Source organism: Pseudomonas sp. TE21435 (genome assembly GCF_056279265.1).
The window spans coordinates 2,651,103-2,664,295 of the sequence record NZ_JBWBQZ010000001.1; the positions used below are offsets into that span (position 1 = coordinate 2,651,103).

At 63.9% G+C, this 13,193-nt stretch carries 10 protein-coding genes; 7 read left to right on the plus strand and 3 right to left on the minus strand.

Annotated features, from left to right (window positions below; translation table 11 throughout):
* Nucleotides 1-108: 108 nt before the first annotated feature.
* Nucleotides 109-1,224 (plus strand): hypothetical protein, encoded by a 1,116-nt coding sequence (locus tag ACZ9C1_RS11930; RefSeq protein ID WP_277505382.1) that lies wholly within the window; start codon nt 109-111, stop codon nt 1,222-1,224.
* A 1-nt stretch (nt 1,225) separates the two neighbouring features.
* Nucleotides 1,226-1,795, plus strand: coding sequence for a LemA family protein (locus tag ACZ9C1_RS11935; protein ID WP_102683652.1), 570 nt, complete (start codon nt 1,226-1,228; stop codon nt 1,793-1,795).
* A 6-nt stretch (nt 1,796-1,801) separates the two neighbouring features.
* Here the strand turns inward: ACZ9C1_RS11935 and ACZ9C1_RS11940 are convergent, their stop codons facing one another.
* On the minus strand, nt 1,802-2,941 hold the full coding sequence (locus ACZ9C1_RS11940; protein ID WP_277505384.1) for a TDT family transporter: 1,140 nt from the start codon (nt 2,939-2,941) through the stop codon (nt 1,802-1,804).
* A 165-nt stretch (nt 2,942-3,106) separates the two neighbouring features.
* Between ACZ9C1_RS11940 and ACZ9C1_RS11945 the strand changes: the two genes are divergently transcribed.
* Nucleotides 3,107-4,297 (plus strand): MFS transporter, encoded by a 1,191-nt coding sequence (locus ACZ9C1_RS11945; protein WP_258701402.1) that lies wholly within the window; start codon nt 3,107-3,109, stop codon nt 4,295-4,297.
* A 131-nt stretch (nt 4,298-4,428) separates the two neighbouring features.
* The gene (locus ACZ9C1_RS11950; RefSeq protein WP_139673519.1) at nt 4,429-7,905 is read left to right on the plus strand and encodes a hybrid sensor histidine kinase/response regulator; all 3,477 of its coding nucleotides are present in this window, start codon (nt 4,429-4,431) and stop codon (nt 7,903-7,905) included.
* Here the strand turns inward: ACZ9C1_RS11950 and ACZ9C1_RS11955 are convergent.
* Together ACZ9C1_RS11955 and ACZ9C1_RS11960 are read right to left on the minus strand one after the other, a co-directional pair.
* Nucleotides 7,877-9,235 (minus strand): DNA recombination protein RmuC, encoded by a 1,359-nt coding sequence (locus tag ACZ9C1_RS11955; protein ID WP_198754057.1) that lies wholly within the window; start codon nt 9,233-9,235, stop codon nt 7,877-7,879. The two genes, ACZ9C1_RS11950 and ACZ9C1_RS11955, sit on opposite strands and share 29 nt — an antisense overlap.
* Nucleotides 9,236-9,445: 210 nt before the next feature.
* Entirely contained in the window at nt 9,446-9,865 is a 420-nt protein-coding gene (locus tag ACZ9C1_RS11960) for a tetratricopeptide repeat protein (RefSeq protein WP_476253998.1), read from the minus strand.
* 937 nt (nt 9,866-10,802) lie between these two features.
* Between ACZ9C1_RS11960 and ACZ9C1_RS11965 the strand changes: the two genes are divergently transcribed.
* From ACZ9C1_RS11965 to ACZ9C1_RS11975, 3 genes are all read left to right on the plus strand, one after another.
* Complete coding sequence (locus tag ACZ9C1_RS11965; protein WP_102683648.1) at nt 10,803-11,027, plus strand: hypothetical protein; 225 nt, start codon at nt 10,803-10,805, stop codon at nt 11,025-11,027.
* A gap of 244 nt (nt 11,028-11,271) precedes the next feature.
* Nucleotides 11,272-11,754: a hypothetical protein gene (locus ACZ9C1_RS11970; RefSeq protein ID WP_102683647.1), complete on the plus strand. Its 483-nt coding sequence runs from the start codon at nt 11,272-11,274 to the stop codon at nt 11,752-11,754.
* A gap of 144 nt (nt 11,755-11,898) precedes the next feature.
* Nucleotides 11,899-13,176: an OmpP1/FadL family transporter gene (locus ACZ9C1_RS11975; RefSeq protein WP_102683646.1), complete on the plus strand. Its 1,278-nt coding sequence runs from the start codon at nt 11,899-11,901 to the stop codon at nt 13,174-13,176.
* The last annotated feature ends 17 nt before the right edge of the window (nt 13,177-13,193 follow it).

Below are 13,193 nucleotides of genomic sequence, written 5' to 3' on the forward strand. Positions count from 1 at the left end.
GCTCGACACGATGGAACGGCAACCGCGAAGCTGGCAGACTGCCGCCCCTCACCAACGCGCAAAGGTGCGCCACTTGGGGTCGAACTGGACAGGGATGAAGGCCAGCCATTGATTCAATTGAATACCCACAACGCCCGGCTCAAACGCACAGTGCGGGCGGCCAGCCACACCGCACGCACGGCGACGACCAAGCAGGAACTGCTGGCCGCCGTGGACGCCATGGCCGCCTTTTACGGCAACATGCAGTTCGACAACCGGGTGCCCTGGCTGATGGCCCTGCTCTGTGGACCACTGGCCATTGCCAGCATCGCAGGCTACTTGCAGGCGTACGAGCCGCTGCTGGCGCCGCTGGCCAAGCTGCTGGGCCAGAGCGTGCCGCAGCTTGCGTCCAACCTCACGCTCGGCCTGCTCGGTGGCGCTGCGTTCAGCCTGATCGTCCTTTATCAGCGCAGGAAGCTCATCCCCAAGCTTGCCTACGACCTGGCCGAGCGCTCCAGCCTGATCACCGCCGGCCTGCAGGAAATCCCGGTGACCGACAGCCAGTTGCTCAAGGGCCTGCAAATCGAGTTTCGCGATTATGTGCGCGGCAACCACAAGCGTTTCCTGCGCCGCGCCGTGCAGGGCCACTATCAGGGTCGGCTGCACAGCTTCAACTACCGCTGGTACCACCTGCATTACGTGGACAAACAGACCCACCAGGAAACCGAGTCCGATGGCAAGGGCGGCACGACCTCGAAAACCGTGACCTCCTACCAGGAATACGATCGCTACAGCCTGGTGATCGACTTCCCTTGGGTGCAGGGAATCGCCCTGGGTGGCGGCAGCGGCGGCCGCTCATCCATGGTCGACATGGAGCACCACTTCAAGACCGCCTCAAGCGACTTCGACCGCGCCTTCAGCCTTACTGGCAGCTCGGCCATGGCCTGCGCCCGCTTCGCCAAGCCGGTGACGGTGCTGCACCTGATCGACCTGCATCGCCAGCTTGATACGCCCAACCTGGAGTTCTCGCAGCACGGGCAACTGTGCCTGAGCAGCAACGACAACCCGCTCGCTTTCAAGCTGACTTGCGAGCTGTCCCGCGCGAGCGATTTCCGCTTGCTGATCGACCACGGCGTGCACCTGCCTCAGCTCAGCGCTCTGCTCGACGCCGTGCACATCCTGGCCGAGCAGCACGACGACAATTTCACCGTGCCTACCCCGGCACAGCTACAGACGGAACAATGACATGGACCTTTTCGCCCTTATCCTGCTCGCCGTGCTGATCGGCGTACCGCTGATCGTCATCAGCCTGCACAACGGCATCGTCGGCAACCATAACCGGGTCAAACGCGCCTGGGCCGATGTGCTGACCTATGAGCGGCAGAAGACCAAGGTGCTCGATGCGCTGCAAGAGCAGGCCGGCCTGTACCGCGACCATGAACAAGGCGTGCTGGCCGGAATCACCCGCCTGCGCAGCGCCATTGCCGAGCTGCCTGTCGAGGCGGACGGCAAGACCCTGGCCAAGGCCGAAGACGCAACCCGTTCGCTGCTCGGCGGGCTGCGCGTGGCTTTCGAGGCCTACCCCGATCTCAAGGCCTCGGAGCTGATGAACAACCTCATGCGCGAAATCGCCGAGCAGCAACAGAACGTCGGCGCGGCCATCGTGATTTTCAACGGCGAAGTGGAACGCTTCAACAACGGCATCCAGATGTTCCCAGGCTCTCTGGTCAACAGCGTGATGAACAAGCATGCGGCCGTCACCCCGTTCACCGATATCCAAGCCGCCAGCGCCTTCGACTACACACCCAACCTGTAAGGCCGATCAGCGCTGGGCAATGCACGGTGACACGAACAGCTCGCCGCGCCACGCCCCGCGCAGGGTCCGGCTGGCCACCAGCAGCCAGAGCAGCGCCAGCGCCACCACCAGCACCTGGCCGAACACCGTGAAGAAGACCAGGCCCAGCCAGGCGGCCAGTTTCAACGTGGCCAGGCAGTACACGCCCAAGGGGAAGGTGAACCCCCACCAACCCAGGTTGAACGGCATGCCCTGGCGCATGTAGCGCAGGGTGATCAGCACCGCCGTCAGCAACCACCACAACCCGGCGCCCCACAGCACGATACCGGCCACCAGCCCCAGCCCACGGGCCACCTCGCCGAGGCCGCCCAGGCCATTGGCGGCGAACACCGCCGGCGCATCGCCACCGAGCACCAGCATGCCCAGCGCACCGGTACCGATCGGGCCCAGCGCCAGCCAGCTGGAGGCGGCCATGTTGGCCGGCGGCAGTTTGTGCAAGGCCATGCGCAGCATGAGGATGGTGAGGATGCTGAACGCCACCGGCAGCGAAACCGCCCACATCACATAGCTGGTGATGACCACCAGGAACTGTGCGTGAACGTCCGCCAGGTGCGGCGCCAGCAACCCGCCACTGGCGGCGGCAACCTCCGCCGCCACCACTGGCAGCAGCCACACCGCAGTCATCTGATCGATGCTGTGCTCCTGGCGGGTAAACATCAGGTAGGGAATTGCCACGCCGCATAGCAGCGCCAGGCCCACGTCCAGCCACCAAAGCATTTCAACCCACGGCACCACGGCCTCACCCCAGCGCGCCAAGCCGAACACCAGGGCGCCGTTGAGGAGGGTGGCCAGGCCCATGGGGATGGTGCCGAAGAACATCGACACGGTGGAATGCGCGAAAATCCGCCGCGCCTCATTGAAGAACATTATCCAGCGGGCGCCATACAGGACGCAGAACAGGGTAAACAGGCCGATGGTCAGCCACCACAGTCCCTCGGCCACGCTGTCCAATCCCGGCACCTGGACCTGATGAAAGGCCAGGGCCAGCACGCCGGTGCCCATGGTCGCGGCGAACCAGTTGGGGGTGAACTGGCGAATCACTTCGCGGGGATGGGCCAACTGGCTGAACGGGCGCCAGGAAGGCGCGCGGGTCTGGGTGCATGGCATAAGGTGTCTCCTGCCCTTGTGTAAGGTAGAGATATCTTATGCCTGCATAGAATATCTATATAACGGGTAATTTCTCTATCTGTTATCGATTTTAAAGATATAGCAGCCAGTCCGGCACCTGGCATATGCTTGACCGCTGACAATGACAATGACAAGGATCAGTCGATGCTCCGCGCCCTGAAAGGCTATCCCACCGCGGTTCGCCTGCTGTTGTTCACCACCTTCACCTTGACCATGGCGCGGGCGATCACCCTGCCCTATCTGGTGGTGTACCTGTCAACACACCTGGGCCTGTCGGTCGGCCAGACCGGCCTGCTGGTCGGCGGCGCGATGCTCCTGGCATCCCTGCTCAGCCTCTACGGCGGACACCTGGTCGACACCCTGCGCAGCCATACGCTGATCGTCGCCTGCACCCTGGTGTTCGCCCTGGCCTTCGTCGGCATCGTGGCCAGTACCTCGGCTGCGCCGTTCTTCTGTTTCCTGGTGGTGGCCTACCTGGCCCAGACGGTGGTCGACATTGCCGCCAAGGCCGGGTTCTGCGCCCTGCTGCCAGAGAACCGACGCGGCGAAGTATTCGCCATCAAGTACACGTTCAACAACATCGCCTGGGCCGCAGGGCCGATGCTCGGGGTGATGCTAATAGAGGCGGACGACCACCTGCCGTTCGTGGTGTCGGCCTTGATCGGCCTCGGCCTGAGCCTGGCTTACTACCGCCTGGGCGAACGCAGCTTGCTGGGCCTGCGCGAGGCCGGGCAGGCGGCGAGCTTCGCCCAGGTCGCCCTGGGCATGCTGCGCGACCGGCGGCTGGTCTGCTTCACCCTAGGCGGCGTGCTCAGTGCTGTGGTGTTCGGCCAGTTCACCGCCTACCTGTCGCAGTACTTGGTGGTGACTCAGCACGATCCCGCCGAGGTGGCGCGCCTGGCCAGCTACCTGGTCACCACCAACGCCCTCGCAGTGATCGGCCTGCAGTACCTGATTGGCCGACGCATCACCCGTCAGCGCCTGATGCCTTGGCTGATGGCTGGCATGGCCATGTTCGTTGCCGGGTTGCTGGGATTCTCCGTGGCCGCTTCGGCGCTGGTCTGGTGTCTGGCCATGCTGGTGTTCACCCTGGGCGAGATCATCGTGATTCCGGCCGAATTCATGTTCATCGACCTGATCGCGCCGGAGCACCTGCGCGGGGTTTACTATGGCGCGCAGAACCTCTCCAACCTGGGCGCGGGGCTCGGCCCGATACTGGTGGGCCTGGCGCTGGGGCATGTGGTGCCGGTGACGGTGTTCTATCTGTTGATCGGGTCGGTGATGCTGGCGGCGGTGTTCTACTGGCTGGGGACACACATGGCCCGACAGGCTTAGTTGGCAATACCCGCCCGTCACGGGGCCTGCGACGTCCTGCCACTGCGACCATCGTCGGCGCTGACGAACCGCGCCCTGCGTGCCAGACTGATTGATCGGGACCGCGTTTTCTTTTTTGCTCCGGAGTTTGCATGTCGTTGTCCAGCGGGCTGATCGCCGTGGTTGCCCTGGCCTATATGGCCATCATGTTCGCCATCGCCTTCTACGGCGACCGCCGCAGCACGCCGTTGCCGCCGCGCCTGCGCGCCTGGGTGTACAGCCTGTCGCTGGCGGTGTACTGCACCAGCTGGACCTTTTTCGGCGCGGTCGGCCAGGCCGCCGAGCAGCTCTGGGCGTTCCTGCCCATCTACCTGGGCCCGGTGCTGCTGCTCATCTTCGCGCCCTGGGTGCTGCAGAAGATGGTGCTGATCAGCAAACAGCAGAACATCACCTCGATTGCCGACTTCATCGCCGCCCGCTACGGCAAGTCGCAGTCCCTCGCAGTGGTAGTGGCACTGATTTGCCTGGTCGGCGTGCTGCCGTACATCGCGCTGCAGCTCAAGGGCATCGTGCTGGGGGTGAACCTGCTGATCGGCGCCAATGCCGACGCCACCGGCAGCCGGGTGCAGGACACCGCGCTGGTGGTGTCGCTGGTGCTGGCGCTGTTCGCCATCGTCTTTGGCACCCGCAGCCTGGACGTCACCGAGCACCACCGCGGCATGGTCCTGGCGATCGCCTTCGAATCACTGGTCAAGCTGCTGGCCTTTCTCGCCGTGGGCGCCTTCGTGGTGTTCAACCTGTACGACGGCTTCGACGACCTGTTCACCCAGGCGCGGCAGTCCGTGCACCTGAACGACTACTGGGAAGAAACCATCAACTGGCCGTCGATGGTGGTGCAGACCGCCGTGGCGATGATGGCGATCATCTGCCTGCCCCGGCAGTTCCACGTCACCGTGGTGGAGAACATCGAGCCCCAGGACATGCGCCTGGCGCGCTGGGTGTTCCCGCTGTACCTGGCCCTGGCCGCGCTGTTCGTGGTGCCCATCGCCCTGGCTGGGCAGATGCTGCTGCCGGGCACGGTGATCTCCGACTCCTTCGTGATCAGCCTGCCGCTGGCCGAGGCCCACCCGAGCCTGGCCCTGCTGGCGTTCATCGGCGGCGCCTCGGCGGCCACCGGCATGGTCATCGTCGAGGCCGTGGCGCTGTCGACCATGGTCTCCAACGACATGCTGCTGCCCTGGCTGCTGCGCCGCAACAACGCCGAGCGGCCGTTCGAGGTGTTCCGCCACTGGATGCTCTCGGTGCGGCGGGTGACCATCGTGGTGATCCTGCTGCTGGCCTACGTCAGCTACCGCCTGCTTGGCTCCACCGCGAGTCTGGCGACCATCGGCCAGATCGCCTTCGCCGCGGTCACCCAACTGACCCCGGCGATGCTCGGCGCGCTGTACTGGAAGCAGGCCAACCGCCGCGGCGTGTTCGCGGGCCTGGCCGCCGGCATCTTCCTGTGGTTCTACACCTTGGTGTTGCCGATCGCCGCCCACAGCCTGGGCTGGTCGCTGCAACTGTTCCCGGGCCTGGCCTGGCTGCACGGCAACCCGCTCAACTTGCCAATCACCCCGCTGACCCAGGGCGTGGTGCTGTCGCTGGCGGGCAACTTCACCCTGTTCGCCTGGGTCTCGATCTTGTCGCGCACGCGGGTTTCCGAGCACTGGCAGGCCGGGCGCTTCATCGGCCAGCAGACCAGCGCCCGCCCCTCCAGCAAACCTTTGCTGGCGGTACAGATCGACGACCTGCTCAAGCTCGCCGCACGTTTTGTCGGCGAGGAACGTGCCCGGCAGAGCTTCATCCGCTTCGCCTACCGCCAGGGCAAGGGCTTCAACCCCAACCAGAACGCCGACGGCGACTGGATTGAACACACCGAACGGCTGCTGGCCGGTGTGCTCGGCACCTCTTCGACCCGGGCGGTGGTCAAGGCCGCCATCGAAGGCCGCGACATGCAGCTCGAGGACGTGGTGCGCATCGCCGACGAAGCCAGCGAAGTGCTGCAGTTCAACCGTGCGCTGCTGCAGGGGGCCATCGAGAACATCAACCAGGGCATCAGCGTGGTCGACCAGAACCTGCACCTGGTGGCCTGGAACCGCCGCTACCTCGAACTGTTCAACTACCCCGACGGGCTGATCAGCGTCGGCCGGCCGATCGCCGACATCATCCGCTACAACGCCGAACGCGGCCTGTGCGGCCCGGGCGAGGCCCAGGTGCATGTGGCGCGGCGCCTGCACTGGATGCGCCAGGGCCGCGCCCACTCTTCCGAACGGCTGTTCCCCAATGGCCGGGTGATCGAACTGATCGGCAACCCGATGCCCGGGGGCGGCTTCGTCATGAGTTTCACCGACATCACCCCGTTCCGCGAAGCCGAGCAGGCCCTGCGCGATTCCAACGAGGGGCTGGAGCAACGGGTCGCCGAGCGTACCCACGAACTGTCGCAGCTGAACCAGGCGTTGACCGAGGCCAAGAGCCGCGCCGAGGCGGTCAGCCAGTCCAAGACTCGCTTCCTTGCCGCCGTCAGCCACGACCTGATGCAACCGCTCAACGCCGCCCGGCTGTTCTCCGCCGCCCTGTCGCAACAAGCCGAGGGCATGAACGACGAAGCCCGGCAACTGGTGCGGCACATGGACAGTTCGCTGCGCTCGGCCGAAGAGCTGATCAGCGACCTGCTCGACATCTCGCGCCTGGAGAACGGCAAGGTCACCCCCGACATCAAACCCTTCGCCCTCAACGAGCTGTTCGATACCCTCGGCACCGAGTTCAAGGTACTGGCCGCCGAAAAAGGCCTGGAGTTCCGCCTGCGCGGCAGCCGCCTGCGGGTCGACAGCGACATGAAGCTGCTGCGCCGGGTGCTGCAGAACTTCCTCACCAACGCCCTGCGCTACGGCAAAGGCCCGATCCTGCTCGGCGCCCGACGCAAAGGTGAAAGCCTGTGGCTGGAAGTATGGGACCGCGGCCCTGGCATCGCCGACGACAAGCTGGCGGTGATCTTCCAGGAGTTCAAACGCCTGGACAGCCACCAGACCCGCGCCGAAAAAGGCCTGGGCCTGGGCCTGGCGATCGCCGACGGCCTGTGCCGGGTACTCGCGCACCCACTGGAGGTGCGTTCCTGGCCGGGCAAGGGCAGCGTGTTCCGCGTCAACGTGCCCATCGCCCGAAGCCCCGCGCCCGCGACGCCCGCCCCCGTGGAACAGGCCGGCCAGCCGCTGGCCGGTCTGCAGGTGCTGTGCGTGGACAACGAGGACAGCATCCTCATCGGCATGAACAGCCTGCTCAGCCGCTGGGGCTGCCAGGTGTGGACCGCGCGCAACCAGGCCGAATGCGAGGCGTTGCTGGCCAAAGGCCTGCGCCCGCACCTGGCGTTGGTGGACTACCACCTGGATGACGGCGAGACCGGCACCGGGCTGATGGGTTGGCTACGGGCGCGTCTGGGCGAGCCGGTGCCCGGCGTGGTGATCAGCGCCGACGGGCGCAACGAGACCATCGCCCTGGTCCATGCCGCGGGCCTGGACTACCTGGCCAAGCCGGTCAAGCCGGCAGCCCTGCGCGCCCTGCTCAATCGACATCTGAGCCTGGTTCAGTAAGCGCCTCGTCGGTCAGGGCGCGCTCGACCAGCTCGGCCGGCAGGCTCTTGCTGGCCCGGGCGCCGAGCAGCTTGAGCTGCTCGCTGCGGCTGACCAGGTTGCCGCGCCCCTCGCACAGTTTGTTGCGTGCCGCGGCATAGGCCTTGTCGACCTGGGCCAGGCGGGCGCCGAGCTCGTCCAGGTCCTGGATGAACAGCACGAACTTGTCGTACAGCCAGCCGGCGCGCTCGGCGATCTCGCGGGCGTTCTGCCCCTGGCGTTCCTGTTTCCACAGGCTGTCGATCACCCGCAGGGTGGCCAGCAAGGTGGTCGGGCTGACGATCACGATCTGCCGGTCGAAAGCCTCCTGGAACAGATTGGGCTCAGCCTGCAGCGCCGCCGAGAAGGCCGCCTCGATGGGCACGAACAACAGCACGAAGTCGAGGCTGTGCAGGCCCTCCAGGCGGTTGTAGTCCTTGCTCGACAAACCCTTGACGTGATTGCGCAGCGACTGCACATGCTGCTTGAGCGCGGCCTCGTCGTTGTTGCCGACGAACTGCTGGTAGGCCGTGAGGCTGACCTTGGCATCGACCACCACCTGTTTGTCGCCCGGCAACATGATCAGCACGTCAGGCTGGAACCGCTCGCCATCGGCGCTCTTGAGGCTGACCTGGGTCTGGTACTCGCGCCCCTTCTCCAGGCCGGCGTGCTCCAGCACCCGCTCCAGGATCAGTTCGCCCCAGTTGCCCTGGGTCTTCTGGCCCTTGAGTGCCTGGGTGAGGTTGGTGGCTTCGTCGGACAGGCGCAGGTTGAGCTGTTGCAGGCGCTCGAGCTCCTTGCCCAGCGAGAACCGCTCACGGGCTTCCTGCTGGTAGCTTTCCTCGACACGCTTCTCGAAGGCCTGGATACGCTCCTTGAGCGGGTCAAGCAATTGGCCCAGGTGCTGCTGGCTGGTCTGGGCGAAGCGTTGTTCGCGCTCGTCGAAGATCTTGGTGGCCAGGTCGGCGAACTGGGCGCGCAGGGTGTCACGGGCTTCCTGCAGGTCTTCCAGGCGTTGCTGGTGGCTTTCCTGCTGCTCGCGCAACTCGGCCTCCAGCCGTGCGGCCTGCGCCTCCAGGCGGCGCAGCTCGGCCTCACGGGTGGCGCGCTCGAGGTGCCAGGCGTGGGCGGCATCGCGGCTGTTGTCGCGGTCGATCTGCAGCAACTCCAGCTCACGCCCCTGGGCGGCTAGCTGGGTCTGCTTGACGGTGTTGGCCTCGCTGAGGTCGCTGATCTCGTCACGGCTGGCCTCCAACTGCGCCTGCAGGCCGGCCTGGGCCAACTGCGCGGCGGCAAGGCGCTCTGCAAGCAACGCTTGCTCGGCCTTGCGCGCACCCTGGCCGCGCTGTACCTGCATGACCCAGCCCAGGCAAGGCACGGCACCTGCCACCAAGCCCAGCAGAATGCTGGTCAGATCCACTGTCATGCCTACCCCGATCGAACACTGATTGATGCTGCGCAGCTTATCAGGCTGCTGACGCGGTTGCCTGTGCAGCCCTGTCGCGGGCAAGCCCGCGCCTGTTCAGGCGGGGAACCACTGACGCAACAGCCGCCGCGCCTCCTGCGAACCCTGCCCCGCTGCCAGCTCCAACCAGTAACGGGCCTGTTCAGGCTCCTGGGCCTGGCACAACCGGCCAAACTCCAGCTGTGCCCGACGGTCGCCGGCACGGGCCGCCTGACGCAACAGCTCATGACCGATACGCCGGTCGCGGGCATTGCCGCAGTCCCGGCAGAGCATCTGCCCCAGGCGGCTTTGCGCCACCACCACGCCCTGGCGCGCCGGTTGCTTGAGCATGCGCCCGGCCAGGTGCTTGACACTGGGCTTGTCGCCCAGGTGCGGGCTGTCGAGTAGCCACAGGGCCACTTTCAGGGAAAAGCGCTTGGGGGACGGCAGTGATGCAGAGGCATCAGGACTGGCGAAGTGTTTACCGCGAAGCTTCATGACCAACAGCAAGGGTGACTCGAGAGGCGCGCCACTCTACTCGATTTTTCGCAAACTGGCCCGGGCGACTTTCGGCTGATCGACATTTTTTTCGATGATTTTTTCTTGACGTTTTCACGGTGAAAATGCCCGTGCCAGACCGCGCCACCCATTGTCGGACAATCGACAAAACAGCTGGCACGCCCGTCCTAGAGCAAGCGCCCGGGACAATCCACAGAACCTGTGGATAAGTCGGTGGACAACCCCTGAAGGCAGCCCGCAAACCCCTGTGAAATGGGGCTTTCAGTCAAACTGTCGATTTTTTCACCAGCAAAAATTAGTGTTTTTTTTCATTGACTTAAGCCCTTAGTCAAGTCATTGGCGAGCCTTCCACAGGATGTTGCTAGAGCGTTACAAGTCTCCGGGCGAGTGTGTACAAGTGCACCAACAAACGGCACGACTGCGCCCGAAAAGGGTACATCCAGACAATTGCCGGGGTATTTCCCCCTCTTCACAGCAGGTGCAATAGGCGACATAATGGTCGGCTTACCGCAAGAAATAAAAACTTGCCAACCCTTGAATGTTCGCGTAGGGTTGCGCCCTGTTAGTACCCAGCTGAAGTCATTCTGGCCACTTAGTCCCTACAGCCCGACGCTCAAGACGAGCAGGCGCTGCCCCATCGGGACCGGCCCATTCGATGATTCACTCGGCAAACCCTGCCCAGCACGAATCACGTTTTCAGATTGATCAGGATCTTCCCCGATGCCCAGAACCCTGGTGTCGGTGTGCTGCCTGCCTTCTGTCGTACCTACCAGTCAGCCCAGCGCCATTTATTGCATGCGCCCCTCTGGCTGCCCTGTTCCAGTCAGGTTCTGCGTCTCCTTAATAAAGACGTCACTGGAACGTTTCTATTGTGCACGGATCAATCACCGTGTCTTACGCAGGAACATCCAACAATATGAGTAACCATCAACAAATCCAGGCTGCCTTTGGCACCCTTTCCCAGGCCTTCGCTCCACTCAAGTGCCTTATCGTTGCCCCACGCAAGGGCAGCTTCAGCTTCACCCTGGTCGACCAATACGGTGTCGCCTGCCACAGCGAGCGCCTCTATCCGGAACAATACAACCGGGCCGAGCCGCTGCAGGCTGTCATCGAGCGTGCGCGCCAGTCGTTGACGGCATGAATGAATGAGGGGTAATTCGCGTCATGAATACACCCTGCACGCGCCAGCCTGAAGGTAATTGGCTTAATCGCCAGCGGGCATATGCTCCGCGCCTTCTGGCTGCAATCGATTTAAAAACAGCCCTTTACACCACAGTTATCACACTACACTTCAACTCGAGCGGCACCTGCCGCTTCCGGCGGGCCTGACCACTCACCAGCTGCCAAGCTCCAGCGCCCGTCGGCCCTTTTCGTAAGAGGCCATCATGGGCATCGCTGCGAACGAGTTGAGTCGATACGTGATCCGACCGACCCTGATCTACCTGGGCCGCCACTGCGACAGCGCAGAAGCTTTGTTACTGGGCGTTGCTGCAAGCCAGTCGGGGCTGGGGGCTGCCCTGCATGACCGACGCGGCCATGGGCTTTACCGGATCGGTGAGAATCGTCACCGTTGTTTATGGGACGAATACCTCGCACGCGACCCCGAACTGGCCAGCCTGGTCCGTGGCCTGGCCAGCCAGCACGCCTTCCTCGGTGGCCCGCACCTCGAACTCACCGTCAACCTGCGCTATGCCACCGCCATCGCCTGGATGCTGATAGAAGAGCAGGCCACGCCGCTGCCGGCCGCCGACGATCTATTGGGCCTGGCGCGGATCTGGCGGCAGACCTTCCACCCCCAGGGGCGCCTGCGGGATTTCACCCACGCCTGGCACCAGTGCATCGAGCCGATGCTTACCCACGCCTCCTGAACAGCCACGTCCTACAACCGGAATAAACGGAATTTTGGTCGGATTGTCCTACAAAACCGCTCTATCTCCTGCGTTCTAGCCTATAGCGCAGCGCGGCATTTGTTGGTAGCGTTTCGCCCCGGAGATCCCAAGGAGTTTCTAATAATGAAAAAAGTTATGCTCAAAACCTCTCTCGGCGTTGCCGTTGCCCTCGCTTCCAGCCAATTGCTCGCCAGCGGCTTTGCCCTGAACGAACAGAGCATCAGCGGCATGGGGACAGGTTTTGCGGGTCGTTCTTCTTCTGCCGAAGATGCCAGCACCGTGTATGGCAACCCGGCGGGCATGTCCCGCCTGAAGCGCGATCAAATGACCGTTGGCGGTGCCGCGGTCATCGCCAAGTCCGATATTTCCGGACGCGGCAGCAACAAAGGGGGGGAAATGGACGGCGACATGGTGCCTCTGGTCGGCGTGCCGATGGGTTACTACGTCAAGTCCATCGATGACCACTGGAGCGTCGGTTTCGGCGTCTACGTGCCATTCGGCCTGGTCACCGACTACGGCAGCGACGATGCCGCGCGCTACTGGGGCAAGAAAAGCCATGTTCAGGTCGTGACCTTCCAGCCGACCGTGAGCTATGCGTTCAACGACAAGGTCTCGATCGGTTTCGGCCCGACCATCAACCGCATCGAGGGTGAACTGGGCTCCAACCTGGCCAGTATCTCGCCGCTGCGTCCGGCCGATGGCGAAGTTAAGATCAAGGGCGACGACACCGCGGTTGGCTACAACATCGGTATCCTGGTGCAAGCCACCGACCGCACCCGCGTCGGCCTGACCTACCACTCGATGGTCGACTACAAGCTCGAAGGCAAGACCAAGGTCAGCTACCCGCTGCTGGGCCTGGACGGCAACAAGTTCGATGCCACCCTGAAGATCAAGACCCCCGAGTCGGTGGACTTCTCGGTAACCCACGAGCTGGACGACCAGTGGACCCTGTACGCAGGCAGCACCTGGACCCGTTGGAGCCGCCTGGAGAACATCACGGTCAACAACGAAGTGCCGGCAGGCCCTGCCGGGCAGTTCGCGACCATTACCGAAGAGCAGAACTGGCACGACACCTGGGCTCACGCCATTGGTGCCTCGTACAAGGTCAACAAGGAATGGGTCCTGCGTACCGGTTTCTCGGTTGACCAGTCGCCGACCAACAACACCAACCGTTCGCCGCGCATCCCCACTGGCGATCGCAAGATCTTCAGCATCGGTGCCGGTTGGAGCCCGTCCGACGACATGACCATCGACGTGGCCTACTCCTACCTGTGGGAAGAGGACACCAAGGTCAACAACCAGCCACACAGCCTGACCGAGGCCGGCCTCAAAGGCAGCTACCAAGCCAAGTACGAAAACAGCGCCCACGGCATTGGTGCTTCGCTGACCTACCGCTTCTGAGTGTCACCCGCGGCATG